At 70.1% G+C, this 23,767-nt stretch carries 23 protein-coding genes and 1 pseudogene; 7 read left to right on the top strand and 17 right to left on the bottom strand.

What is annotated here, in order from left to right:
- Position 1: 1 nt before the first annotated feature.
- The 8 genes from CDO46_RS07720 to CDO46_RS07685 form a co-directional block, all read right to left on the bottom strand.
- Positions 2-733, bottom strand: coding sequence for a GntR family transcriptional regulator (locus CDO46_RS07720; RefSeq protein WP_165963162.1), 732 nt, complete (start codon positions 731-733; stop codon positions 2-4).
- A gap of 89 nt (positions 734-822) precedes the next feature.
- Positions 823-1,827 carry a tripartite tricarboxylate transporter substrate binding protein gene (locus CDO46_RS07715; RefSeq protein WP_087837941.1) on the bottom strand — a complete coding sequence of 335 codons (1,005 nt, stop codon included), beginning with the start codon at positions 1,825-1,827 and terminating at the stop codon, positions 823-825.
- Positions 1,828-1,861: 34 nt separating this feature from the next.
- Positions 1,862-3,055, bottom strand: a complete 1,194-nt coding sequence (locus CDO46_RS07710; RefSeq protein WP_087837940.1) for a CaiB/BaiF CoA-transferase family protein — start codon at positions 3,053-3,055, stop codon at positions 1,862-1,864.
- Positions 3,052-3,882: a p-hydroxycinnamoyl CoA hydratase/lyase gene (locus tag CDO46_RS07705; RefSeq protein ID WP_087837939.1), complete on the bottom strand. Its 831-nt coding sequence runs from the start codon at positions 3,880-3,882 to the stop codon at positions 3,052-3,054. Before CDO46_RS07705 ends, CDO46_RS07710 begins: the two co-directional genes overlap by 4 nt.
- 17 nt (positions 3,883-3,899) lie before the next feature.
- Entirely contained in the window at positions 3,900-5,351 is a 1,452-nt protein-coding gene (locus CDO46_RS07700; protein ID WP_087837938.1) for an aldehyde dehydrogenase family protein, read from the bottom strand.
- A 51-nt stretch (positions 5,352-5,402) separates the two neighbouring features.
- Positions 5,403-6,251, bottom strand: a complete 849-nt coding sequence (locus tag CDO46_RS07695) for an alpha/beta fold hydrolase (RefSeq protein ID WP_087837937.1) — start codon at positions 6,249-6,251, stop codon at positions 5,403-5,405.
- A gap of 31 nt (positions 6,252-6,282) precedes the next feature.
- Positions 6,283-7,221: a 3-carboxyethylcatechol 2,3-dioxygenase gene (locus tag CDO46_RS07690; RefSeq protein ID WP_087837936.1), complete on the bottom strand. Its 939-nt coding sequence runs from the start codon at positions 7,219-7,221 to the stop codon at positions 6,283-6,285.
- Between the two features lie 9 nt (positions 7,222-7,230).
- Positions 7,231-8,223, bottom strand: coding sequence for a 4,5-dihydroxyphthalate decarboxylase (locus tag CDO46_RS07685; RefSeq protein ID WP_087837935.1), 993 nt, complete (start codon positions 8,221-8,223; stop codon positions 7,231-7,233).
- 150 nt (positions 8,224-8,373) lie between these two features.
- Between CDO46_RS07685 and CDO46_RS07680 the strand changes: the two genes are divergently transcribed.
- A complete protein-coding gene (locus CDO46_RS07680; RefSeq protein WP_087837934.1) occupies positions 8,374-9,342 on the top strand; it encodes a tripartite tricarboxylate transporter substrate binding protein in 969 nt (322 codons plus the stop codon).
- Positions 9,343-9,616: 274 nt separating this feature from the next.
- Here CDO46_RS07680 and trxA read toward each other — a convergent pair whose 3' ends face one another.
- A complete protein-coding gene (gene trxA, locus CDO46_RS07675) occupies positions 9,617-10,459 on the bottom strand; it encodes a thioredoxin (protein WP_087837933.1) in 843 nt (280 codons plus the stop codon).
- A gap of 91 nt (positions 10,460-10,550) precedes the next feature.
- Positions 10,551-11,480 carry a LysR family transcriptional regulator gene (locus CDO46_RS07670; RefSeq protein ID WP_207958644.1) on the bottom strand — a complete coding sequence of 310 codons (930 nt, stop codon included), beginning with the start codon at positions 11,478-11,480 and terminating at the stop codon, positions 10,551-10,553.
- Between the two features lie 109 nt (positions 11,481-11,589).
- Between CDO46_RS07670 and CDO46_RS07665 the strand changes: the two genes are divergently transcribed.
- From CDO46_RS07665 to CDO46_RS07650, 4 genes are all read left to right on the top strand, one after another.
- Positions 11,590-12,681 carry a YeiH family protein gene (locus CDO46_RS07665; RefSeq protein ID WP_087837932.1) on the top strand — a complete coding sequence of 364 codons (1,092 nt, stop codon included), beginning with the start codon at positions 11,590-11,592 and terminating at the stop codon, positions 12,679-12,681.
- A gap of 123 nt (positions 12,682-12,804) precedes the next feature.
- Positions 12,805-13,335 carry a 5-(carboxyamino)imidazole ribonucleotide mutase gene (purE, locus tag CDO46_RS07660; RefSeq protein WP_165963163.1) on the top strand — a complete coding sequence of 177 codons (531 nt, stop codon included), beginning with the start codon at positions 12,805-12,807 and terminating at the stop codon, positions 13,333-13,335.
- Complete coding sequence (locus CDO46_RS07655; RefSeq protein ID WP_087837931.1) at positions 13,332-14,510, top strand: 5-(carboxyamino)imidazole ribonucleotide synthase; 1,179 nt, start codon at positions 13,332-13,334, stop codon at positions 14,508-14,510. Before purE ends, CDO46_RS07655 begins: the two co-directional genes overlap by 4 nt.
- Before the next feature lie 4 nt (positions 14,511-14,514).
- Positions 14,515-15,510: an L-threonylcarbamoyladenylate synthase gene (locus CDO46_RS07650; protein ID WP_087837930.1), complete on the top strand. Its 996-nt coding sequence runs from the start codon at positions 14,515-14,517 to the stop codon at positions 15,508-15,510.
- A gap of 1 nt (position 15,511) precedes the next feature.
- Here the strand turns inward: CDO46_RS07650 and CDO46_RS07645 are convergent, their stop codons facing one another.
- From CDO46_RS07645 to CDO46_RS07625, 5 genes and pseudogenes are all read right to left on the bottom strand, one after another.
- The gene (locus CDO46_RS07645; RefSeq protein ID WP_087837929.1) at positions 15,512-16,294 is read right to left on the bottom strand and encodes a hypothetical protein; all 783 of its coding nucleotides are present in this window, start codon (positions 16,292-16,294) and stop codon (positions 15,512-15,514) included.
- Between the two features lie 22 nt (positions 16,295-16,316).
- The gene (locus CDO46_RS07640) at positions 16,317-16,832 is read right to left on the bottom strand and encodes a flavin reductase family protein (RefSeq protein WP_087837928.1); all 516 of its coding nucleotides are present in this window, start codon (positions 16,830-16,832) and stop codon (positions 16,317-16,319) included.
- Positions 16,833-16,898: 66 nt separating this feature from the next.
- Positions 16,899-17,810, bottom strand: a pseudogene (locus tag CDO46_RS07635) (DUF72 domain-containing protein); the annotation flags it as partial.
- 181 nt (positions 17,811-17,991) lie between these two features.
- On the bottom strand, positions 17,992-18,627 hold the full coding sequence (gene pdxH / locus CDO46_RS07630; RefSeq protein WP_087837926.1) for a pyridoxamine 5'-phosphate oxidase: 636 nt from the start codon (positions 18,625-18,627) through the stop codon (positions 17,992-17,994).
- A gap of 31 nt (positions 18,628-18,658) precedes the next feature.
- Positions 18,659-19,303, bottom strand: a complete 645-nt coding sequence (locus CDO46_RS07625; protein WP_243724523.1) for a gamma-glutamylcyclotransferase — start codon at positions 19,301-19,303, stop codon at positions 18,659-18,661.
- Positions 19,304-19,460: 157 nt separating this feature from the next.
- Here CDO46_RS07625 and CDO46_RS07620 point away from each other — a divergent pair, with 157 nt between their 5' ends.
- A complete protein-coding gene (locus CDO46_RS07620; RefSeq protein WP_087837925.1) occupies positions 19,461-20,903 on the top strand; it encodes an amidohydrolase family protein in 1,443 nt (480 codons plus the stop codon).
- Positions 20,904-20,919: 16 nt separating this feature from the next.
- Here the strand turns inward: CDO46_RS07620 and CDO46_RS07615 are convergent, their stop codons facing one another.
- Complete coding sequence (locus CDO46_RS07615; protein WP_243724524.1) at positions 20,920-22,149, bottom strand: MFS transporter; 1,230 nt, start codon at positions 22,147-22,149, stop codon at positions 20,920-20,922.
- Positions 22,150-22,332: 183 nt separating this feature from the next.
- On the opposite strand from CDO46_RS07615, the gene CDO46_RS07610 reads away from it, so the two are divergent.
- Positions 22,333-23,142: a ThiF family adenylyltransferase gene (locus tag CDO46_RS07610; protein ID WP_087837924.1), complete on the top strand. Its 810-nt coding sequence runs from the start codon at positions 22,333-22,335 to the stop codon at positions 23,140-23,142.
- On the opposite strand, the gene CDO46_RS07605 is transcribed toward CDO46_RS07610, so the two are convergent.
- Positions 23,139-23,765, bottom strand: a complete 627-nt coding sequence (locus CDO46_RS07605; protein WP_087837923.1) for an aminotransferase class IV — start codon at positions 23,763-23,765, stop codon at positions 23,139-23,141. The genes CDO46_RS07610 and CDO46_RS07605 overlap by 4 nt on opposite strands.
- Positions 23,766-23,767 lie beyond the last annotated feature (2 nt).

Below are 23,767 nucleotides of genomic sequence, written 5' to 3'. Positions count from 1 at the left end.
ATCAGATCAGCGCGATCTCCAGCCTGACCGCATCCCCCCGGTATATCCCTTCCCCCACGTAGATCAGCTTGCCCGACGTGTCGATGGCGCGCCGCACGACGTGCGCCACCGGCGCGTTCAGCGGCAGTTCCAGCAGCGCGGCCATCTCGCGGTCGGCGCTGCCCAGGGTCATGACCTGGTTGGCCCGCGCGATGCGCTTGCCGGCGATCTCGTGCAGGATGGGCAGGGTGGCCTCGTGCCGGAAGCGCTCAGGCGGTCCTTGCCTGAACAACTCGCTGTCCAGAATGAAGCGGGCCGCCAGGTAGGGGTGGCCGTCGCGCGCGTGCAGCCGGCGCATCATCGTGTAATGCTCGGCCGGTTCGCCTTCGCCCGCCGCGAAGGCGGGCAGTTCGTCCAGCTCGCGCTGTTCCAGGACCTCGATGTCCGCACCCTCGTGGGCCGAGATCAGCGAGGCCCAGTCGATGGCCAGCCGGTGCGCGCTGCGCTCCTTGGGCGTCCGGCGAACGAAGCTGCCCTTCGCGCGGAAGCGCTCGATCAGCCCTTCGTCCTCCAGCACGCCCAGCGCCTCGCGTATGGTGCCGCGCGCCACTTCGAAGTCCACGGCCAGGTCCGCCACGTTCGGGATGCGGCCGCCCACCGGCCAGTCGCCGGTAATGATCTTGTTGCGGAACAGCGATGCCAGTTGCAGATAGCGCGCCATCCGGTCGAGCGTGGTGTCGGTGAATGAGGACATGGGTCGGAAGCCTGGTTCGGGAGCTGCGGTCGGCGCCGGGGCGCAGACCGCGATTATTCCATCCCCGCCATTATCCTGCGGACCGTCCATCATTCGGGCCGGATGTTCAGTTCGCGCGCGAGCCGGCCGAAGGCCGCGATGTCGCGTTCCACCGTGGACCGCATCTCCTCCGGGGTGCCCTGGGCAGGCTGGAAGCCGCTGTCGGCCAGTTTTGCCCGGATGGCCGTATCGGCCAGCACCTGGCGGATGGTGCCCGAGAGGCGGTCGCGGATCGCGGCGGGCGTGCCGGCCGGCAGGGCGAAGCCGAAATAGGTGTTGGGGATGGTGTTCTCGTCGCCGCCGATCTCGCTCACGGCGGGCACGTCCGGCAGCAGCGGGAAGCGGCGGCCGCCGCCCACCAGCAGCGGCCGCACGCGGCCTTCGCGGATCGCGCCCAGGGCGGGTCCGATCGTGACCAGGGCCATGTCCACCTCGCCGGCCATGGCCGCGGTCAGCGCCGGGGCGCCGCCCTTGTAGGGCACGTGGGTCAGCTGTATGCCCAGCAGCGAGCACAGCGACTCGGTGCCCAGCTGGGTCATGCTGCCGTTGCCGAAGCTGGCATAGGTCAGGCGGCCGGGCTGCTTGCGGGCGGCGGCGACGAACTCCTGGATGGTCTTGGCGGGTTGCTTGGAGCCGGCCACCAGCACATAGGGGCCCCAGACCGCGATGCCTACGTAGGAAAAATCCTTCAACGGATCGTAGGGCAGCTTCTTGTACAGGCTGGGGTTGATGCCCAGCGCGCCGCGGTCGACGAACAGCAGGGTATAGCCGTCGGGCGCGGCCTTGGCCACGGCCTCGGTGCCGATCAGGCCGTTGGCGCCGGGCCGGTTGTCGACCACCACCGGCTGGCCCAGTCTTTCCGCCAATTGCTGGGCCACCAGCCGGGCGTTGGAGTCGGCCCCGGCGCCGGCGGGGAAGGGCACGATGACGCGGATGGCGCGGCTCGGGTAGGTGTCGCCCTGGCCGCGCGCGGCGCCGGCCGCGGCCAGGGCCAGGCCGGCGCCGGCGGAGATGAAGCCGCGGCGGGTGATGGAAGTGTCGCGATGGTCTGGCATGGGGTGTCTCCTTTTCTTTTGCAAACGGACGGCTCTAGGCGGTCGGTCCCCGGGCGGCGGCGATTTCCTGTTCCGACAGGCCGGCCTCGGCCAGGATCGCGGCGGTCTGTTCGCCCAGCGTGGGAGGAGGATGGCGGCTGGGCGGACGCTGGCCGTCGTAGCGGATGGGCCGGCTCAGCGCACGCACCGGGCCCATCTCCGGATGATGCAACTGGTGGAAACTGCCGGCGGCCGCGAACTCGGGGTCGTCCAGGATGTCCGGCACGGTCAGGACCGGCGCGTGCGGGACGTCGGCGGCGCGCAGCGCGGCCAGCCAGTGCTCCCGCGGCCGCGTGCGGAAGCGCTCGCGCAGCAGGCCCGACAGCGCCTCGAAGTTGGCGATGCGCGCGCCGCGGGTGGCGAAGCGCGGATCGTCCCGCAGTTCGGGCATGTCCACCGCCCGCACCAGGCCTTCCCAGAATTTCGGCGGCGACGAGAGCTGCAGGCCGATACGCGCGCCATCGGCGCACTCGAATGCCAGGCTGTGCGAATAGGACGCGCGCGTGGTCGACTGCATGCGCGTGCCGTCGCGGGTATAGCTGGCGAAGAAGTCGGGCATGAAGGACATGGAGGCTTCGATCATGTTGACCTCCACCAGCCGGCCCCGCCCGCTGGCCTGGCGGGCGAACAGCGCGCCCAGGATGCCCTGGCACGCGTACATGCCCGCCAGCTGGTCCGAGATGGTGGGGCCGCGCACCTGCGGATCGGACGGATCCAGGAAGGTGTCCAGCATGCCGCTCAGGGCCTGCCCGATGGTGTCGAAGGCCGGCTGGCCCTCGTGCCGGCTGCCGGGCAGGAAGCCGCCGATGGCGCAATAGACCAGCTGCGGCCGCCGGGCGCGCAGCGTTTCCCATCCCAGTCCCATCCGGTCCATGACGCCGGGGCGGAAGTTCTCGATCAGCACGTCCGCCGTGTCCACCAGCCGCAGCAGGGCGTCGCGCCCGGCCGCGCTGCCCAGGTCCAGCCTGACGCTGCGCTTGTTGCGGTTGAAGGCGACGAAGTTCGGACTGTACTGGCCGTCGCGGAAGGCGCGGAAGGGGTCGCCTTCCGGCCGCTCGACCTTGATCACGTCGGCGCCCAGGTCGGCCAGCATCAGGCCGGCGTAGGGGCCGGTGATGAAGTTGCCCAGCTCCAGCACCCGGATGCCTTGCAGCACGTCGCCGGAGGCGGGCGCGGATGCGGCGCTCATTGCGCGTCCCGCCGGTATTCGCCGTAGCCGGGGCGATAGGTCTTCTCGTCCAGGAACTGGGTCATCGCCTGTTCGCGCCCGCCCTCGGTATCCATGAAGCGCATCTCGCGTTCCTTGGCCAGCAAGTAGTCGGCGGCCTGGTCCACGCTCATGCCGCGCACCAGGCGCAGGCTTTCCTTGATGGTGCGCAGCGTCTGCGGATTCTTGCGCGCCAGCGTGGCGGCCAGTTCCTCGGTGCGCGCGCGCAGCCGCTCGAGCGGCACGGACTCGGTCACCAGCCGCATCTGCGCGGCCACCTTGCCATTGAAGGGATCGCCCGTCATCGCATAGTAGACCGCGTCGCGGTAGGCCAGGCCGTCGACGATGACCTTGCCGACCAGGCCGCCGGGCAGGATGCCCCAGTTCACCTCGGACAGGCCGAACTGCGCTTCGTCCGCCGCGATGGCGAAATCGCAGGCGAACAACTGCACGAAGGCGCCGCCGTAGCAGTGCCCGTTCACCATGGCGATGGTGGGCTTGGGAAAGCTGCTGAGCAGGGTCCAGCGCCATTCGTGGTTGGCCAGACGGGCCAGGTGGCGCTGCTTGGGCTTGTCGTCCAGCGCGCGGAAGAACAGGCCTATGTCCTGGCCGGCGCACCAGCTGTCGCCCGCGCCGGTCAGCACCAGCACGCGCACCGACGGCTCCTCGGCCAGCTCCTTGAGCACGTCCACCATCTCGAAGTGCAGGTCCGGGCTCATCGCGTTGCGCTTGTCGGGGCGGTTCAGCGTGACCCAGCCTATGCCGTTGGCGATCTCGACTTTGACGTTCTTCAACTGATCGAATTGCATGCTTGTCTCTTCCTGGTTCAAAGCGTGATGTAGACGTTCTTCAATTGCGTGTAGGACACCAGTTCCTCGAAGGATTCCTCGCGGTTGTTGCCCGACTGCTTGTAGCCGCCGAAGGGTGCGGGGAAGAAATGCTTGGCGGCGTTGTTGACCCAGACGTAGCCCGCCTCGAAGCGGCCGGCGGCGCGGTGGGCCGTGTCCAGGCGCGTGGTGTAGACGCCGGCGGCCAGTCCGTACTCCAGCGAGTTGACCTGTTCGAACATCTCGTCCTCGTCCGACCACTTGAGAATGGACAGCACCGGGCCGAAGATCTCTTCGCGCGCGATGCGCATGTCCATGGTCACGTCGGTGAACACGGTGGGTTCGATGAAGTGCCCGTTGGCCAGCTCGGCGCCGTCGGGATGCCTGCCGCCCGCGGCCAGCCGGGCGCCTTCCTGCCTGCCCAGCTCGATGTAGTGCATGATCTTGTCGTACTGCTCGCGCGAGACGATGGCGCCCATGGTCGTGGCCTTGTCGGTGGGCAGGCCGGGGCGGTAGGCGCGCACGCCTTCCAGCACGCCCTGGACCACCTGTTCGTACACCGACTCGTGCACGAACAGGCGCGTGGTCGAGCTGCACGCCTGGCCGCACCAGGTGAAGCACATGCCGGCCACGGCGCCCTTGATCGCCCGTTCCAGGTCCGCGTCGGGATAGACCACTAGCGCGTTCTTGCCGCCCAGTTCCAGGCTGACGTGCTTGAGGTGCTCGGCCGCGCCGCGCGCGATGGCCTTGCCGGTGGCGATGCTGCCGATCAGCGTGACCTTGGGCACCAGCGGGTGGTCCACCAGCGCCTGGCCGCACTCGGTCCCGCCCGACAGCACGTTGATGACCCCGGGCGGCGCGATGCCGTCTATCAGTTCCATCAGCCGGTAGGCCGACAGCGGCGCCTGCACCGGCGGTTTCATGATGACGGTATTGCCGGCCGCGACTGCCGCCGCCAGCCGGCTGGCCGTGAACATCATGGGGTGGTTGTAGGCGACGATGCGGGCGCAGACGCCGTAGGGCTCGCGCACCGTCATGTCGATGACGCCTTCGCCCATGGGGATCGTGGAGCCGCGCAGCTCATAGACCAGTCCCGCGAAATAGTCGATGAGCTGGGTGGCGATGTCGACGTCGTTCATCAGCGCGGACACGGGATTGCCGCAGTCGATGGCGTCGATCATGGCCAGTTCCTCGCGATGCTCGCGCATGACCTGGGCGATGCGGCGCAGCACCGTGGCGCGTTCGCCGGGCGAGGTGCGACGCCACGAGCGATAGGCCTCGTGGGCGGCGCGCACGGCGGCGTCGACGTCGGCGCGGCTGGCCACCGCGCAGGGGCCCAGGTTCTCGCCGGTGGACGGGCTGAAGGAGTCGGCATAGCCGCCTTCCGGGCGATGCCAGGCGCCGCCGTAATACAGGTCGCGGTGCCGGGGCAGCAGTTTTTCGATGGACATGGTCTTCCTCCTGGTTCGGTGTCGTCGTGTCGTATCGGGCCGGCGGCCGGTTCAGCCGGCGGGCAGGAAGGCGCGCAGCACGCGCGCCAGGTCCCCGGGGTTGTCGCCGGCCAGGTCGTGGCTGCCGTCTATTTCTTCCGCGCGGCAACGCGGGTTGGCCAGCCGCAGCTTGTCCAGCGTGGGCGCCTCGAACATGTCGGACCGGCTGCCGCGCACGAACAGTGCCGGTATCCGCAGTTCCCTGACCATGGCCCACAGGTCCGGTCCCGGCGCGGCGGGCTTGCCCTGCAGGGTCTGGCGGAAACTGTCGCGGAAGTGCAGGTCGCGCTTGAGCTCGTAGCCGCCGGGAACGGGCCGCAGGAAAGCTTCGTAGCGTTTCCTGGCGGGAGCGTCCGCGGGCAGGCCGGCGGGCAGGCCGTGGTAGGCCAGTGCCTCGTCCACGGATACGAAGACGTCTGGCTGGTTGCCGATGCGCAGGGCGACATTGCGGCGGCCCGCGGCGGCCACGTCGGGCGCGAAGTCCAGGCAGGCCAGCGCCGCCACGCGGTCGGGATACCAGTGCGCGGTGCACAGGCAGATCCGCCCGCCCATGGAGTGGCCGGCCAGCACCGCGCGCGGCCACTGCAGATGGTCGAGCACGGCGATGAGGTCGCCGGCGAAGTCGCGCAGGTCGTAGTGCCGCTCGAGGCTGCGGGTGGAGTCGCCGAAGCCGCGCAGGTCGACGGCGACCACTTCGCGATCGGTGGCCAGGGCCTCGGCGATGCCGGTCCAGTCGTACGAGAAGTAGGACAGGCCGTGCGCGATGAGGACGGGCGTGGCACCGGGGGCGCCGAAGCGGCGATAGAAGATCTCGACGTCGCCGCTGCGGGCGGTGCCGGTGCGATGGGCAATGGGGGCCATGGTGTGTCCTGGTCGGTTCGTGGTCGGTGGGTCAGCCGGCGGTGACGATGCCCATGCCCGTCAGCCACTCGGGAATGATCCGGTAGTAGCGCACCTGCATGGGATGGGTCTCGATCGCGCGCGCGGCGGCCGCGGCCGCGACCCAGGCCCGGATCTCGTGCCCGCCGAAGCCGGCCTTGCGGTCGATCTCGGCATCGTCGATGGCATCCAGGGCATCGACGTCGTACGCGCACAGCTTGGCCATGAAGGCCTCGTCCCAGTCGCGGTCGGGCGGCATGCACGGCCCCTTGCCGGCGACCAGGTCGCGGCCGGCCTGGATCACGCGGGCCTCGCGCGCGGCCAGTTCCTCGGCCGTGGGGGTATGCCGCTTGACCAGCCGTTGCGCGATGTCGTGCGGCACCTGGCGCAGGCGCGGCGTGGGAGGATCGTGCGACAGGCCGCCCGAGCCGATGATGGTCACGCGCAGGCCGCGCGTGGCCAGGAAGCGGCCCACGGCCTCGCCGAACAGGCGCGATCGGCGCATGGACGGCCGCGGATCGGCGGCGCAATTCAGGAAGATGGGCAGCACGTCGTAGCGCGCCAGCGCGCCCGTCAGTTGCGTCAGCGAGATGGCGTTGCCGTGGTCCACGCACATGTCGTAGGAAATGGCGGTATCCAGGTCCTGCCGATGCAGCGCCCGGGCGCACTCCAGCGCCAGCTCGGTGGGCACGCGCAGCGGGCCGCCGGGCAGTCCCCAGTCGCGCGTGCCGTGTGCCGCCAGGCCCAGGCAGAACGCCGGCATCAGGTCGTAGAAGAAGCCGTTGAAATGGTCGGGGCCGAAGCTCACCACCAGGTCCGGCGCGAAGGCATGGACCTCGCGCGAGACCGTTTCCATCTGGTCGAAGAAGGCGCGCTGGCCCTCGGGGTCGGACGCCTCGATATCCGCCAGCATGAGCGGACTGTGCGAACAGCAGATCAGTTGCGCGGGCATGGACGGCTCCTAGATGTGGACGGGGTCGAGCGTGCTGGCCGCGAACAGTTCGTCCACGCCCAGTTGGCGGACGGCCAGCCCCTGTTCGTACGAATAGCGCGTCATCGCTTCCAGCGTCTTGCGGTTGGCTTCCACGCCATAGGGCCAGAAGTCCCGGCCCATGACCGCCTCGGTCGCTTCCAGCTCGGCGGTCACCCACGGCAGCCCGATCTTCAGCGCGGTGACTTCGCGCAGGTCGCGCTCGGCGATTTCCTTGGCCTGGGCGAACGCCTTGTACAGGCTGGAGGGCAGCCACGGATGCGCCTGGGCGAGGTCCTGGCGCACGCCCAGCGCGTGCATGATGGGGAACAGGCCGGTGCGGGCGTAGTACGCCTGCTCGACCGCGCGATAGTCGGGGTACAGGCGCTGCACCCGGGGGTGGCCGTCGAGCAGGCAGGAAGGCGCTCGGGCGGAGATGACGGCATCGAGTTCGCCGTTGGCCAGGAGGCTGGACAGCGAGCGGCCCTGGGGCGCGCTCGACAGCGGGAAGCCCGGCGGAAGATTGAGCGGGAACTTGTCCTTGCGGCCGTACTGTTCCAGGCCACCCTGGACCCATTCGATGTCGGCGGCCTCGATGCCGTACTCGTCCTTCAGGAAACCCCGCACCCACAGCACGGCGGACATCTGGTACTCGGGCAGGCCGATGCGCTTGCCGCGCAGGTCGGCCGCGCTGGCGATGGCGCGGTCATTGCGGATGTAGATGGCGGAGTGGCGGAAGGTGCGCGACAGGAAGACGGGCAGGGCGACGTAGGGCGCGATGCCGCGCGACAGCGCGATCAGGAACGGACTGAAGCCGATCTCGGCGACGTCGAATTCTCCGTGGAAATAGGCGCGATGGAAACACTCTTCCACCGGCATGGGAAGGTAGTTGACCTCGCAGCCTTCGACGGTGACGCGGCCGTCCAGCAGCGGACGGACCCGGTCATAGTCCCAGGTGGCGATGGTGATGGGTAAGCGGGCCATGATGCTCCTGCGGTTCGATCATCGGCGCCCATTCTAGACCTCAAAAAATCAAAAGTATAGATTTTTGAGTTTTAGAGGTTTAGCATCGAGTCTGCGCATGCCGGACCCTCCATTCGAAAGACACGGGCGTGCGTATACGAGGAGACTTCCATGCACCGATCCATCGCGCGTTGCGCGCTCGCCGCCCTGTTCGTCTGCGCGTCCGCGGCGGCCCAGAAACCTTCCTATCCCGACCGGCCCGTGCGCGTGGTCGTGCCCTATGGGCCGGGCACGGCGCCGGACCTGATCGCGCGCGTCGTGAGCGAACAGTTGTCGCGCCAGACCGGCCAATCCTTCGTGGTCGAGAACAAACTGGGCGCCGGCGGCAAGATAGGCACCGAGGCCGTGGCCGACGCCAAGGCCGACGGCTATACGCTGCTGCTGGGCGGCAAGGACACGCACGGCATCCTGACCCATCTCTATCCCGACTGGCGCATCAAGCCCGAGAAGGACTTCGCGCCCGTCGCGCTGCTGGCCCGCATCCAGAACGTGCTGCTGGCCAGCCCCAAGCTGCCGGCCTCGAACCCGCAAGAGTTCCTGGCCCTGGCCAGGCAGAAGGAACTGCGCTATGGCACGCCCGGCGTCGGCACCAACCTGCACCTGGCCGCCGCCTACCTGCAAAGCAACTATGGGCTCAAGCTGCTGCACATCCCGTACAGCCGCAGCTTCGCCGAGGCCCTGCCGGCGCTGGCGCGCGGCGAACTGGACCTGGTGGTGGCCGGCCTGCCGCCGGCCATGCCGCTGCTCAAGGACGGCCGCATCAAGGCCATCGCCGTGACGGGCACCCAGCGTTCGCGCTTCGCGCCGGACATTCCCACCTTCGCCGAATCCGGCGTGTCGGGCCTGGAGTCGGGCGGCTGGTTCGCGCTGTTCGCCCCCAAGGGCACGCCCCAGTCCGCCGTGGATGCATTGTCGAAAATGGTGGCGACCGCGCTGCGCGAGCCCGCCGTGACGGAGAAACTGTCCGGCGTCTACGCCGACCCGGCCCCCTCGTCACCCGCCGAACTGGCCAAGCTGGTCGCCGACGAAACGCAGCGCTGGGGCAAGGTCGTGGCCGAAACCGGCATAAAACTCGAATAGAAGAAGAGGACCCCCCCTACGCGCTGACGCGCGCCCCCCAGGGGGCGAAACCGGCGGACCGGCAAAGCCGGATCCGCGGTTTCCTGGGTCTAGAGAAAGTATCTTGGACTGAAGCACGGTTGCTATCGCTGGCTGCCCGCGGTAGCAACGGTGTGGCGTACCAAGAAACAGGCACTAGACCCTGGGCGCCGCGGATCCGGCTTTGCCGGTCCGCCAGCGCCGCCCCCTTGAGGGGGCCCGCGTCAGCGGGTAGGGGGTGGGCTTCCCCTGGGGGTCAGAACAATACCGTCGACAATTTCCGGCGGTACTGCGAGACCAGCTCGGGTTGGGCCGAGGCCATGTCGAAGACGGCGATCATGGTCTTGCGGCCGATCTCGTCCTGGAAGCTGCGGTCGCGCCGGACGATTTCCAGCAGTTCGTCCATCGCGCCGGCCCAGGCGCGGCGCGCGATGCGCTTGTTGGCCAGGTCCAGGCGCGCCTGCAGGTCGCCGGGGTTCTGCTGGATACGGGCCAGCAGCTCGGTTTCCTCGGGCGAATCCTGCGCCTGCTCGACCGCGTTCAGCGCGGTCTCCAGGTTGGCGTAGTGGGGGTCGGCCTTGGCCTGCGGCGTCAGCAGCGCGAACTGGGCCTTGGCGTCCTCGGGGCGGCCCGTGGTCAGCAAGAGCTCGACATAGTCCATGCGCGCCGGATCGTAGGCCGCGTCCAGGACCAGCGCCGCGCGCAGGTGCTTCTCGGCGGTGGGGACGTCCCCGGCCTGCATGGCCGCCATGGCCTGCTGGTGTTCCTGTTCGTGCGGCAGCGGCAGCAGGCGGTCGATGAAGGCGCGGATCTGGCCTTCGGGCAGTGCGCCGGTGAACTGGTCCACCGGCCGGCCGCCCAGGATGGCGACGACCAGCGGAATGCTGCGCGCCTGGAAGTGGGCGGCCAACTGCTGGTTCTCGTCGACGTTGACCTTGACCAGCTTGAAGGCGCCGCCATAGTCGCGCTCCAGCTTTTCCAGGGTCGGGGTCAGGGACCGGCAGGGGCCGCACCACGGGGCCCAGAAATCGACCAGGACCGGTTTGTCGCGCGAGGCCTGCAAGACCTCGCTTTCGAAATTGGCTAGCGTGACATCCATACCGGGAATCCTATGGCTATGAAGCGGTAAGCAAAAAGAGATTGTGCTTGATTTTTCGCTTCGGGGGGCCGCGCTGTCCGGGGCGACGCGCCTACGCCGCCGTATCCTGCGCGAAGGCCCGCAGGTAGGCCGTCAGGCGCCGCACGCCGGGCGTGGCCAGCTTGCGCGCGTGGGAGATCAGGTAGAACGAGCGGTCGAGGCGCGGCAGCCCCGTGGGCAGCTCGACCAGTTCCCCGGTCGCCAGCATGTCGCTGACCACCCAGCGCGACAGGCAGGTAATGCCCAGCCCGCCCGCGGCGGCGCGCTTGATCGCTTCCGAGTTGCCGAACTCGATGCCCGACTTCATGTGGTGCAGGTGCGGGGTCAGCGCCTCGCGTATGGTCTCGCGGGTACCGGAGCCTTCCTCGCGCAGCAGCCACGTGGCGGCGCGCAGCTGGGCGGTCGAGACCCGGCCGCCCGCCGGCGGCACGATGGGGTCGCGCGCGCCGGCCACGATCACGAGTTCGTCGGTCAGCCAGGGCTCGACGGTCAGTTCGGGCTGTTCGCACGGCCCCTCGACCAGGGCCAGGTCCAGCTCGAAATTCACCACCTGGGTGGCGATGGCCAGCGTGTTGGCGATGGCGACATGAGCCGTCCATTGCGGCTGGCCGCTGTCCGCCAGGTCGCGTTGGAAGCCCGCCAGCAGGGTGGGCAGCACGTAGTTGCCGATGGTGGTGCTGGCGCCGATGCGCAGCACGCCCACGTGGCCCTGGCCGTCGCGGGCCCAGCGTTCGATCGCGGTGGCGCGGTCCAGCAGCTCGCGCGCCTGGGGCAGCAGTTCCCGGCCGTTGTCGTTGAGCACCAGGCGCTTGCCCACCCGGTCGAACAACGCCATGTCCAGGGCCCGCTCCAGGTCGTTCAGCGCCGCGCTGGTGGCGGACTGGGACAGCGCCACGGCCGCGGCGGCGGCGCTGGTGCTGCCGGTGTTGGCGACGGCGGCGAATATCTGCAATTGGCGCAGGGTCAGGCGCAGGGCTTCCATATAACTCGAATTACCGGTTTTCCAGCTTGAATATACAAAAATAAACCGTTTTGACGGATCGAAGAGCGTGCTTAGAGTGGAGGGCGTTCATTCCAGAAGTTATTAGCTTATGTCGAATTCGTCTGCTACCTCCATCGCCGCCGCCGGCCGCCCGTCTCAGGGCAAGGCCGGATTCTTCCGGCAGGCGGGCCCCGGCCTCCTCCTGGCCACGGCCATCGGGGTGGCCGCGATGGGGCTGGCGGGCTGGGAATTCTTCGCCAGCCGAGGGTTCAGCGCGCTGACGCTGGCCATCGTGCTGGGCATGCTGGTGGGCAACACCGTCTATCCGCGCATCGCCGCGCCCAGCGCGGCCGGGGTGGGGGTGGCCAAGCAGACCCTGTTGCGTGCGGGCGTCATCCTGTATGGCCTGCGCCTGACGTGGCAGGACATAGGCGGCGTCGGCGCCGCGGGCGTGGCCATCGACGCGGTCATGCTGCTGTCGACCTTCGGCCTGGCATGGCTGGTGGGCACGCGGGTGTTCAAGCTCGACCGGACGTCGGCCTGGCTGATCGGCGCCGGCGGCTCCATCTGCGGCGCGGCCGCGGTCATGGCGACCGCGCCGGTCCTGCGCGCCAAGGCCGACCAGGTCGCGGTGGCGGTCGCGACCGTGGTGGTGTTCGGCACGGTGTCGATGTTCCTCTATCCTTTCCTGTACGAACTGAACCAGCAGTGGGGCCTGATCCCGGGCGGCACGCACGGCTTCGGCGTCTACGTCGGCTCCACGGTGCACGAGGTGGCCCAGGTCATCGCCGCGGCCCGCGCGGTGGGAACCGAAGCGGCCGACACCGCCGTGATCGCCAAGATGGTGCGCGTCATGATGCTGGCTCCGTTCCTGCTGGGGCTGTCCGCCTGGCTGGCCTGGGAGTGCGCGCGCGGCAAGGCCGACGGCAAGGGCGAGGGCAGCGGCCTGTGCATTCCCTGGTTCGCCGTGGGCTTCATCGCCATGGTGGTATTCAATTCGCTGGTGTCGATTCCCGACTGGCTGATGTCGGCCGCGATCGACTTCGATACCCTGCTGCTGGCCATCGCCATGGCCGCGCTGGGGCTGACCACCCACGTCGGCGCCATCCGCCGCGCCGGCTTGCGCCCGCTGCTGCTGGCCGGGCTGCTGTTCGTCTGGCTGGTGGGCGGCGGCGCGCTGGTCAATGCGTTGATCGGCTAGGTCCTGTTGCGGGATCGCCCAAGGGGGCGGGCATCCCGCTGCGGCGATGCCGTGGCGGGTTAAAATCGCGCTTTTCGACGCTCGCCCGCTGCCCCGGCACGCCGGGTGCCCGCAAGGTCCCACATGTCCAGTTCCCCTTCTTCCTCTTCTTCCCCCGAGGCGGTGCAGATCGGCATCGTCATGGGGTCTTCCAGCGACTGGGAGATCATGAAGCATGCCGTCGCCGTGCTCGACGAGTTCGGCGTGGCGCATGAAGCCCGCGTGGTGTCGGCCCACCGCATGCCGCTCGACATGGTCGAGTACGGCGCCGAGGCCACCCGCCGGGGCCTGCGCGCCATCATCGCGGGCGCCGGCGGCGCGGCCCACCTGCCGGGCATGCTGGCGGCGCTGACGCCGGTGCCGGTGTTCGGCGTGCCGGTGCCGTCCAAGTACCTGCGCGGCGAGGACTCCCTGCTTTCCATCGTGCAGATGCCCAAGGGCGTGCCGGTGGCCACCTTCGCCATCGGCGAAGCCGGGGCCGCCAACGCGGCGCTGCATGCGGTGGCCAACCTGGCCTGTACCGATCCGGCGCTGCGCAAGAAGCTCGAGGCCTTCCGTGCCCGCCAGACCGAGGCCGCGCGCGCGATGGCGCTGCCTCCGGGGGGACAGGCATGAGCGAAGGCAAGGCGAAGGCGCGCGTGGTGCAGCCGGGCGGCTGGCTGGGGCTGCTGGGCGGCGGCCAACTGGGCCGGATGTTCTGCCATGCCGCGCAAAGCATGGGGTACCGCGTGGCGGTGCTGGATCCGATCGCCGATTGTCCCGCCGGCGCGGTGGCCGACCTGCACATCCGTGCCGGCTACGACGACGAGGCCGGCCTGGCGCAACTGGCCGAGCGCTGCGCCGCCGTTACCACCGAATTCGAGAACGTCCCGGCCGCCAGCCTCGAGAAGTTGGCCCTGCGCTGCCAGGTCAGTCCGGCTGCCGGCGCGGTGGCCATCGCCCAGGACCGCATCGCCGAGAAGGGCTACATCGCCTCGATAGGCGTGCCCGTGGCGCCCTATGCCGAGATCCGCGCCGAGGCCGACATCGCCGCGGCGCCCGCCTCGCTGTATCCGGGCATCCTGAAGGCCACGCGCCTGGGCTACGACGGCAAGGGCCAGGCCCGGGTCGAGTCGGCCGAGCAGGCGCGCGCCGCGTTCGCCTCGTTCGGCAACGTGCCCTGCGTGCTCGAGGCCAGGCTGCCGCTGGAGTTCGAAATCTCCGTCGTGGTCGCGCGCGGCTTCGACGGCGAAGTGGTGACCTATCCGGTCTCCGAGAACGTGCATCGCGACGGCATCCTGGCGATCTCGACCGTGCCGTCGCCGCGCGCTTCCGAGGACATCGTGCGCCGCGCCCGCGCCGCGGCGCTGCAGGTCGCGGCCGGGCTGGAGTATTGCGGCGTGCTGTGCGTGGAGTTCTTCGTGCTGCCGGGCGATCGCCTGATCGTCAACGAGATCGCGCCACGGCCCCACAACAGCGGCCACTACAGCATCGATGCCTGCGTCACCAGCCAGTTCGAGCAGCAGGTACGGGTGCTGGCGGGCCAGCCGCTGGGGTCGTCCGATGCGCTGGCCGCGTCGGTCATGCTCAACATCCTGGGCGACATCTGGTTCCAGGCGGGCGAACAGGCCGCCGAACCGGCCTGGGGCCGGGCCCTGCAGGCACCCACCGCCAAGCTGCACCTGTACGGCAAGACCGAGGCACGGCGCGGCCGCAAGATGGGCCACGTGACCTGCCTGGGCGCGGACCGCGCGCAGGCCGAGCGCAGTGCCGCGCAGGTGGCGGCGGCGCTGGGCATCGCCTATCCGTAGCCGCATGAGCGCGCGCATCCTGCCGCCCACGCCGGAAGCCATCGCGCAAGCGGTGGCGCTGCTCCAGGCCGGACAACTGGTGGGCATGCCCACCGAGACGGTCTACGGCCTGGCCGCCGATGCCTCGGACGCCGAGGCGGTGGCGCGCATCTTCGCCGCCAAGGGCCGGCCCAACGACCATCCCGTCATCGTGCACGTCGCGGCCGGCGCCGACCTGTCGCGCTGGGCCGCCAGCATTCCGGAGGCCGCCCGCCGGCTGATGGACGCATTCTGGCCCGGGCCGCTGACGCTGATCCTGCCGCGCGCCGCCGGGGTGCTGGATGCCGTCACGGGCGGGCAGGACACGGTCGGGCTGCGCTGTCCCTCGCATTCGGCCGCGCAGGCCCTCCTGGCCGCGTTCGGCGGCGGCCTGGCCGCGCCGTCGGCCAACCGCTTCGGCCGGGTCAGCCCGACCACGGCGGCTCACGTGGCCGACGAGTTCGGCGACGCGGTGCCGCTGGTGCTGGACGGCGGGCCCTGCGAAGTCGGCATCGAGTCGACCATCGTCGACGTCTCCACCCAGATCCCCATCCTGCTGCGTCCGGGCCATGTCTCGGCCCTGGCCCTGTCCGAGGTGCTGGGCAGCCCCGTGCTGACCCGCGCCCAGATGGACGCGCAACGCCCGGTGCCGCGCGTATCGGGATCGCTGTCGGCGCACTATGCGCCGCGCACGCCGCTCAGGCTGGTCGACGCCGGCCGGCTCGCGGACGAGATCGCCGCCGAGGCGGCGCGTGGCCGCTCGGCGGGGGTCTGGTCCCGCCAGGATCCGGGCGGCGCGGCCTGCTGGCTAGAGGCGCCCGCCGATCCCGAACGCTATGCGCAGGCGCTGTACGCGACCCTGCGCGAACTGGACGGCAAGGGAGTGGATGTCCTGCTGTTCGAGCAGCCGCCCGCGGCGCCCGCCTGGACGGCGGTGCGCGACCGCCTGGGACGGGCGGCCGTGGGGTCGGGCGAGGCCTGATCTACTGCTTGCGCGCGTAGGCGAACCAGCCCGCCGACTGGCCGCTGTTGGTCGCCATGATCAGCAGCAGCGGCTGCTTGTCCTTTTCCGTCAACCGTATCGCCACGCCCTGCATGCTGGCGCCCGCGTGCTGGCTCAGGCAGTTCGTGGCGCTGCCGAACGAGAAGGTCGTGGTCGCGTAGTTCTTGCCCGAGGAAGCCCTGGCCAGCGCGCCGTTGATGTTGCAGGTGTCCGGCCGGCCGCTGATGGACGAGCGGGCCGAGAAATCGCCATTGGACTGCACGGTGATCGTGACGGCGGAACTGGTGCTGTCGCGGCCCGTCCACGTTCCGGCGTAGTTGGCCAGGTCGAAGGCATCGTTGTACTGGCTGTTGAAGCTGGACGTGAAGGTCACGTTCTGGCCCAGGTTGCCGTCGAAGCTGGACGCGCTGGTGACCGTCCCGGTCAGGTTGGCCGTCTCGACCGTGGTGTCGCCGGTGCCGAAGGTCTTGCCCGTGCCGGTGAAGGCCTTGCCGTTCAGGGACCCGGTGCCGCGGGTCATGCGCCGCACCTGGCTGAAGCCCTCGCTCCAGGACATGGCCCACAGTTCGTTGCTGGGCGTGACCAGCATGCTCAGCGACAAGGTGTCGCTGGTGAGGTTGCCGGTCCAGATGCCCTGGGCGTCGCTGTTGCCCCCGCCGCCTCCACCGCCGCCGCCGCTGTCATCGTCGGACGAGCCGAAATAGCCGTTGCAGGCGGTCAGGGACAGGGCGCAGAGCAGGGCGAGGACGGTGCGACGATGCATGGAAAGCCTGGCGGTCATGGGGTCAAGGAGTCTTGCGCGTGCGCTGCGGCGTCAGGTCGAAGCCTCCGGCATGGAACACCAGCGGCATGGCATCGGTGTGACCGCAATGCTCGACTTCGCCGACGAAGATGCAGTGATCGCCTTCGCGGTACCTGCTGCGGTTATAGCATTCGAACCACGCCGTGCAACCGTCTATCAGCGGGGCGCCATGCCTGCCGGGCCGCCAGGTGACGTGCGCGTAGCGGTCGGCGGCATGGCCGCGCGTGGCGAAGCGCCGGGCGACGTCGATCTGGTCGGCCGCCAGCACGTTCACCGCGTAATGGCTGGCCGCTTCGAGCGCCTGCAGGGATCCGGAGGTGAGCGACAGGCTCCACAGCACCAGCGGCGGCGATAGCGACACCGAATTGAATGAACTGACCGTCAGGCCGACAGGATGGCCGTCGGGGCCCATGGCGGTGACGACCGTCACACCGGTGGCGAAGCGGCCCAGGGCGGAGCGGAAGGCGGTGGAGTCGAAGTCCGGAAGAGCTGCGGGCATCCAGGGGGGAGGGCTGACGCACCCAGGTCGCGGGTTGCGTGGCTGATGTTGCTGTAATCCCTCATTCTATCCGGGCGGCGCGGAGCGTGTCGCGATTTCCCTTGCCAGCAGCTCGAGCGTCAGGGGCGCGCTGCCCTCGGCCTTGTTGTTGGCCACGATCCAGGCCGGCTGGCCCGCGGCGTGGGCGGCCAGCGCGGCTTCGGCCAGGACCCGCCGCGTTTCGGGATCCTGGACCTGGATCTTGTCGAAGGGCGAGAAGCGCGCCTTGGCCGCTTCGTAGCGCTGGCCCGCCAGCAGGCTCCAGCGCACCACCAGCGGGCCGGGGCCGGTCGCCGCCACGGCCTGCATCTGGCGCGCCGCCGACGGCATCCGCGCATGGATGGCGACGCAGTAGCGCACGCCGCGCTCCGCCAGCATCTTCATCATGCGCGGCGTGACCGCCTGCGGGTCGCGGAACTCCACCGCGTAGAACGGGCGTTCGTGGCCCTGCGAGGCGGGCAGCGCAGGCAGCGCGGCCAGGAACGCCGACAGGCGGGCGACCCAGCCGGCGGGATCGCCCAGGATCTCGGGGGGCAGCGGCGAGAACTGGAACACCAGCGGACCCGCCTTCGTGCCCAGGCCCTCCAGGCAGGGCGTCACGAAATGGTCGGTGGCCAGCACCGGGTCCAGGAAGCTGGGATTGGGGCCGGCCGGCGCGCCGCGATCGTCGCGCAGGACGACGTCGGTCACCAGGTTGGGCGCCTTGACGACGAAGCGAAAACCCGTGGGCACCTGGTTCGCGTAGTGGGCGTACTGTTCGGCGGTCAGCGGCGCGTAGAAGGTGCGGTCCAGGCTGACGCTATTGAGCAGCGGATGGGACGAGTAGGCCGGCAGGCCTTCGCGCGACAGCAGCGATTCGCTGGCCTTGGCGCCGTAGACGATGCCATTCCAGCCGGCGAAGGCCCAGGACGAGGTTCCCAGGTGCAACTGTGCGGGCATCGCGGCGCCGAGCTGGCGCAGCGCGTCGGGATGCTCGGCGGCGGGAATCGTCCTGGCCCGGCCCCTGGCCTTGGCGGGCGGCCTGGCGGGCGCGTCGTCGAAGAACGAGCGCTGTGCGCCGTTCTCGTCGTCCGCCGCCTCGTCCGGACCGGGAGACTGGTCCTGCGGGGTCATGCGGCGATCAAGGCGCCAGGCGCACGATGCGCCAGCCCCCTGCGGCCAGGGGACGATAGACCAGCCGGTCGTGCAGGCGCGACGGCCGGCCCTGCCAGAACTCGATGGAGTCCGGCACCACGCGGTATCCGCCCCAATGGGCGGGGCGCGGAGGATGCTCGCCCAGCTCGGCCCGCAATTGCGTCTCCCGCGCGCGCAGCACGTCGCGGTCGGGGATTTCGGTGCTCTGGTCCGAGGCCCAGGCGCCGATGCGCGAGGCCAGCGGCCGGCTGTGGAAATAGGTGTCCGACTCCTGGTCCGAGGTCCGTTCCACCCGGCCCTCGATACGGATCTGCCGTTCGTGGACGGGCCAGAAGAACAGCAGGCTGGCATAGGGCAGGTGGGCCAGGTCCCGGCCCTTGCGCGACTGGTAGTTGGTATAGAACACGAAGCCGCGTTCGTCGTAGCCCTTGAGCAGCACGGTGCGCGCGGCCGGGCGGCCGCGTTCGTCCACGGTGGCCAGCGTCATGGCATTGGGGTCGGGCAACTGGTCGGTGACGGCGCGGCCGAACCAGGCTCCGAACAATTCGAACGGCGAGGCGGGAGCGTCGGCTTCCAGCAAGGCGCCCTGCTGGTAGTTCTGGCGGATGTCGGCGATGGACATGGTCGGCGGAAAGAAAAGACTACAGCCCTCACTATACCGGGTCGCCGCCGCCGTCCTCGCCCGTGGCGGCCAGGCGGCGCGCCAGGCGTTCCAGCGCGCGATCGCGTATCCCGTGGGTGCGCAGCGCCCGCGCGGTGTCCAGCACGTAGTCCACGCAGGCGCCGTAGCGCCCGTGGCCCCGGCGGATGGCAGCCAGCAGCTCCGTTTCCTGCAGGCCGCCGGCATAGCCCGTGCCGCGCCGGTCGATCACGAAGGCCAGCGCGTCGACGGGCCCCTGGGCGGTCTCGCAACGCAGCCAGCGGGGCAGGTAGGAACCCATCATCATCTCGCGTTCCCACAAGACCGCGAAGACGGGCCGGACGTCGGCGGCGGCGATGCGCAGCACGAAGCCCCGGCAACTGCCGCCCCGGTTCAGGCCGAATACCAGGCCCGGCGCGGACACCGTTCCCCGGTTGATGCGCGACCACAGGCACAGCGAACGGTGGTAGCCGCGCACGACCGCCTGGCGCCGTTCCTGCAGGGGGAAGCCGGCGTTCCAGATGAGCGAGCCATAGGCGTACAGCCAGACGTCGTCGCCCGGGCGCCAGGCGCTCAGGGCCGCGTCCATGGAAGCCTGGCGCTGGGCTTCGGTAAGCAGCAACGGGTGGTATTCGGGGGGAAACGTCTCGGGGGACACGCGGTGTTCGAAAAGGCGGCAGACGCCTTCATTTTAGGGCCGCCCGCGCCGGCCCGGCGGCGGGCTGGTGGAAACGATAGGATGTCCATTTGCAATCGATAGCATTATAAATGCTATCGATTGCAAATCATTCTTATAGACAAAAAAAGGAGAGGAGATGGAACGCAGGAGCTTCATGAAGGCCGCCGCCGGCGCGGCCACCGTCTGGCCGGCCTGGGCGGCAGCCGCCCCTGCGGCGGATCGCCCCGCCCGGCGCGATTTCCTGGTGCGCGGCGGGTATGTGGTTTCCATGGACGCCCGCCTGGGCGACATGCCGATGGCCGACGTCCTGGTCGTGGATGGCCGCATCGCCGAGGTCGGCCGCAACCTGTCCGCGCCGTCGGGCGCCGCGGTCATCGACGGCACCGGCATGATCGTGTCGCCCGGATTCGTGAACGGCCATATCCACCTTGCCCAGACCATGCAGCGCGGCGTATCCACGGAACATACCTTCGCGGACTACTACAGCACGCTGGTGCTCAAGTATTCCAACCGCATGAGCCCGGACGACGTGCGGCTGGCGGAGTACGTGGGCGCGCTGGAGCAGATGTCGCTGGGCACCACCACGTTGATGGACTGGAACCGCGAGGCCATGACGCCCGAGCATGCGGAAGCGGCGGTGGACGGCCTGCTGGATTCCGGCGTGCGGGCCATCTTCGCCTACACCATCGCCGCCCGTACGCCGCAGGGCTCGGACGCGCCGCTGCGCCGCATGCTGGAGCACGCCCGTTCGCTGCGCGTGGGGCGGCTGTCGTCCGACCAGGGGCGCGTGATGCTGGGAGCCTGCCTGCCCGGGCCCGACTTCATGCCGCTGGAGCCCGCCTTCGCCGACATGCGCATGCTGCGCGACCTGCAGGTACTGACGTCCTTCCATTGCGCGGCGCCCATCTACGCGCAGCGCAAGAAGGGGCTGATCGCCACGCTGGCGCAGCAAGGCCTCCTGGACGGCAGGCTGCAACTGGTGCACGCCAACGACCTGGATGCCGGCGAGTTCAGGCTGGCGGCGGACCAGGGCGCCTGCCTGGTCAGCACCCCCGAGGCAGAACTGCACTGCGGCCACGGGCATCCGGCAATCTGGAAGGCCGCGCGTGGCCGCATGCCCGTCAGCCTGGGAACGGACATCCCGTCGGCCTTCGGCGGCGGCATGATGACGCAGATGCGCACCGCCCTGGCCGCCGAGATCGCGCGCCTGAACGCGCAGTCCTTCGCCGAGACGGGCAAGGCGCCGGCCGCCAAGGCGGTGTCGGCGCGCGACATGCTGGGCCTGGCGACGGCCGATGGCGCAAAGGCGCTGGGGCTGGGCGACGTGACGGGCTCCATCACCCCGGGCAAGCGGGCCGACCTGCTGCTGATCCGCAGCGACAGCGTCGCGACCGCCCCCATGCTGGATCCGGTCGGCACCCTGGTGCTGCAGGCGACGCCCGCCGATATCGATACGGTCATCGTCGACGGCCGCGTGGTGAAGACCGGCGGCCGCATGGTCGATCCCAGGATCGAGCCGGCGGCGCGCGAACTGCGGCAGCGTGCCCTGCGCATGGTGCAACGGTCCCAGCAGGCCTAGGCGCGGGCCTGGCGCCTCAGTTGGCCGGGCCGCGCCGCGTGGCCACGGGGCGCTTGGGCGAGCGGTTGAAGATGCCGCCCGCCAGCAGGCAGGCGGCGACGGTCCAGAAGGGCAGTCCCAGGCCGGCCAGCGCGCTCAGGCTGCCGAAGGCCAGCGGCAGCACGAACTGGCCGCCGTTGATGGTCGCCATGCGCAGCCCCAGCGCCTCGGCGGCGCGGCCGGGCGGCGCATGCGTGTGCAGCAGCGCCAGCAGGCTGGGCTGGCCGCTGCCCAGCGCCAGGCCCAGCAGGAAGGCCAGCATGATCAGGATGGGAACGTCGCGGAAGAACGGGTACAGCACGTAGACCGCGCTGGCGGTGAACATGGCGGTGCGCAGCAGGGTCCAGGGCGCCATGCGCCGCTGTATCCACGGCAGCAGCATGCGGATGACGAAGGTGGCCACGGCGAAGGCGGACAGGATGACGCCTATGGTCGTGGCCGACAGGCCGATCGAGGCGCCGAAGATCGGCACCATGAAGGAATTCAGGTCCCAGGCGCCCGACAACAGGGCCGTGGCGATCAACACGCGGCGCAGCGTGGGACTGGCCAGCAGGTCGCTGACCTGTTCGCGCGAGGCCGGCCGGGTGTTGCCGGCGGCGCGTGGCAGCCGGTGCTGCTGCCGCAGCAGCAATCCCAGCGCGCCCAGCTGGCACAGCAGCAGCACGCCGAAGGCCCAGCGCACGCCCAGGTGGTCGATGGACAGGCCGGCCACCAGCGGGCCGCCGAAGCCGGAGATCGACAGCGACAGGGACAGCCGCGAGAAATTCAGGATGCGCCGGTCGGGCGTGGCATGGATGCCCATGACGTTCTGCACCGCGATCTGGCACACCATGCAGCCTATGCCGGTCAGGCAGCTGGACAGGAACAGCACCTGCGTGCGGGGCAGGAGAAAGGGCAGCAGACTGCCCGCGATCAGCAGGCCCACGCCCATGCGCAGCGGGCGCCGCGCGCCGATGTGGTCGACCCAGCGGCCGGTGTGGACCGACAACAGCATGGGGACCAGCGCGAACAGCGCCATCAGCACGCCCACGGTGAAACTGGAGGCGCCCTGCGCCAGCGCGCCCAGCGAGACCGTCACCCGGCCGCCGGTCAGCGCCATGTGGCTCAGGATCGCCAGCGTGCAGAAGACGGCGACACCGCGGTCGTCGAGCGGCGCGGCGTGCGGCTCGGGGGCGGGGGCGTCCTGGCGCGGCGTGGGTGCAGGCAAGATGGGAGGGGGCGGGAAAAATGTCGCCGTGGTCTCGCGGCGGTTTCTTGTGGTGGGTCCATTCTAACCCCCGGGGCCCGCGAAGAGGGCGGTCCGGCGGGCTGCTAACATCGGAGCCGTCTTCGTTCCGGCCGCGCGCGCCGTTCCCATGCCTTCTCGCCTTCCCCTTCCGGAGTTTCCGTCATGAGCTGCGACATCGACAGCGAGCGCCGCTTCGGCGGGCTGGACCGCCTGTACGGGGCGGGCGCCCTGGACGCGCTGCGCGCCGCGCGCGCCACCGTGGTGGGGCTGGGCGGGGTGGGATCGTGGGCGGCCGAGGCGCTGGCCCGCAGCGGTATCGGCACGCTGACGCTGATCGACCTGGACCACATCGCCGAATCCAACATCAACCGCCAGGTCCATGCCCTGGGCCGCACGCTGGGGCAGTCCAAGGTCGAGGCCATGGCCGACCGCATCCGCGACATCTCCCCGCAGTGCGTGCTGAACCTGGTCGACGATTTCCTCGATCCCGGCAATGTCGCGCGGCTGCTGGCGGACGAGGCCAGCGTGGTGCTGGATTGCACCGACCAGGTGTCGGCCAAGATCGCCATGATCCTGCATGTCCGGCGCAGCGGCGCGCCGCTGGTGGTGTGCGGCGGGGCGGGCGGCAAGACGGATCCCCTGGCGCTGCGCGCGGGCGACCTGTCGGAAGCGGTCAACGACGCGCTGCTGGCCAAGATCCGCAACCAGCTCCGGCGCCAGCACGGCTATCCCAAGGCATCGACCGCCGCGGGCAAACCGGCGCGCCGGGTGCCGAAGATGAAGGTGCGTTCCCTGTGGGTGGACCAGCCCGCGCGGCTTCCGGCGGCCTGGTCCCAGGACGTGGACGCGCCGGCCGGGGCGCCGCAGGGCCTGTCCTGCGCGGGCTACGGCTCGGCGGTCACCGTGACCGCCGCCATGGGGCTGGCGGCGGCGCATGAGGTGCTGCGGGTGGTGTTTCCGGCGGCGCGCTAATCCAGGATCACGTCGAACCAGCCGCGCAGGGCGTTGGACAGCCGCAGCCCCTGCGCCCGGCCCAGGTCGGCGCGCGTCACCACGGCTTCTTCCACCTTTTCCTCGTCCAGCAGCGCGGCGCGCTGCACGCCGGGCAAGAGGCCGCAGGATACCGGCGGCGTGACCCAGCGGCCGTCCAGCAGCAGATGGACGTTGGTGCGGCTGCCTTCGCACAGCTCGTCGCGTTCATTCAGGTACAGCAGGTCGAAGTGGTCGGGGTGGCCGGCCAGCCAGGCCGCCGCGCTTTCGTACCAGGGCCGCCACGTGGTCTTGTGGCGCAGGAGCGCCGTGCCCGAGTCCAGGCGTTCGGGGGCAAGCGCCACGCGGGGGCGGGGCGGCAGCGGCGGCAGCGCCGAGGTCTCGACCTCGACGCTGCCGTTGTCCGCGACCAGCACGCGCATGCGATGCCCGACGCCTTCGGGCAGCCCGGCGGCGGCCCGGGCGATGGCCCGCTGCACCGCGTCCACCGACCAGTGGTAGGCCAGTTCGGAGCACGAGGCGCCGAGCCGCTCCAGGTGCCAGGGCAGCAGCGGCATGCGGCCGTCGTCCTCGACCCGGATGGTTTCGATCAACTGCGGCCGCATGC

The organism is Pigmentiphaga sp. NML030171 (assembly GCF_002188635.1).
In the GTDB taxonomy this organism is placed as follows: domain Bacteria; phylum Pseudomonadota; class Gammaproteobacteria; order Burkholderiales; family Burkholderiaceae_B; genus Pigmentiphaga; species Pigmentiphaga daeguensis.
Note: the sequence above shows the minus strand (reverse complement) of the source record. Positions and strands in the feature narration are given on the sequence as shown.

Coding starts and splice junctions, on each gene's coding strand:
- CDO46_RS07695 (WP_087837937.1), bottom strand. CDS start 6,251: ATGGCCCCCATTGCCCATCGCACCGGCACCGCCCGCAGCGGCGACGTC.
- CDO46_RS07655 (WP_087837931.1), top strand. CDS start 13,332: ATGAGCGAAGGCAAGGCGAAGGCGCGCGTGGTGCAGCCGGGCGGCTGG.
- CDO46_RS07710 (WP_087837940.1), bottom strand. CDS start 3,055: ATGAGCGCCGCATCCGCGCCCGCCTCCGGCGACGTGCTGCAAGGCATC.
- CDO46_RS07680 (WP_087837934.1), top strand. CDS start 8,374: ATGCACCGATCCATCGCGCGTTGCGCGCTCGCCGCCCTGTTCGTCTGC.
- CDO46_RS07620 (WP_087837925.1), top strand. CDS start 19,461: ATGGAACGCAGGAGCTTCATGAAGGCCGCCGCCGGCGCGGCCACCGTC.
- CDO46_RS07705 (WP_087837939.1), bottom strand. CDS start 3,882: ATGCAATTCGATCAGTTGAAGAACGTCAAAGTCGAGATCGCCAACGGC.
- CDO46_RS07640 (WP_087837928.1), bottom strand. CDS start 16,832: ATGCCCGCAGCTCTTCCGGACTTCGACTCCACCGCCTTCCGCTCCGCC.
- CDO46_RS07690 (WP_087837936.1), bottom strand. CDS start 7,221: ATGCCCGCGCAACTGATCTGCTGTTCGCACAGTCCGCTCATGCTGGCG.
- pdxH (WP_087837926.1), bottom strand. CDS start 18,627: ATGTCCATCGCCGACATCCGCCAGAACTACCAGCAGGGCGCCTTGCTG.
- CDO46_RS07665 (WP_087837932.1), top strand. CDS start 11,590: ATGTCGAATTCGTCTGCTACCTCCATCGCCGCCGCCGGCCGCCCGTCT.
- CDO46_RS07610 (WP_087837924.1), top strand. CDS start 22,333: ATGAGCTGCGACATCGACAGCGAGCGCCGCTTCGGCGGGCTGGACCGC.
- CDO46_RS07670 (WP_207958644.1), bottom strand. CDS start 11,480: ATGGAAGCCCTGCGCCTGACCCTGCGCCAATTGCAGATATTCGCCGCC.
- CDO46_RS07700 (WP_087837938.1), bottom strand. CDS start 5,351: ATGTCCATCGAAAAACTGCTGCCCCGGCACCGCGACCTGTATTACGGC.
- CDO46_RS07720 (WP_165963162.1), bottom strand. CDS start 733: ATGTCCTCATTCACCGACACCACGCTCGACCGGATGGCGCGCTATCTG.
- trxA (WP_087837933.1), bottom strand. CDS start 10,459: ATGGATGTCACGCTAGCCAATTTCGAAAGCGAGGTCTTGCAGGCCTCG.
- CDO46_RS07605 (WP_087837923.1), bottom strand. CDS start 23,765: ATGCGGCCGCAGTTGATCGAAACCATCCGGGTCGAGGACGACGGCCGC.
- CDO46_RS07650 (WP_087837930.1), top strand. CDS start 14,515: ATGAGCGCGCGCATCCTGCCGCCCACGCCGGAAGCCATCGCGCAAGCG.
- CDO46_RS07685 (WP_087837935.1), bottom strand. CDS start 8,223: ATGGCCCGCTTACCCATCACCATCGCCACCTGGGACTATGACCGGGTC.
- purE (WP_165963163.1), top strand. CDS start 12,805: ATGTCCAGTTCCCCTTCTTCCTCTTCTTCCCCCGAGGCGGTGCAGATC.
- CDO46_RS07715 (WP_087837941.1), bottom strand. CDS start 1,827: ATGCCAGACCATCGCGACACTTCCATCACCCGCCGCGGCTTCATCTCC.
- CDO46_RS07645 (WP_087837929.1), bottom strand. CDS start 16,294: ATGCATCGTCGCACCGTCCTCGCCCTGCTCTGCGCCCTGTCCCTGACC.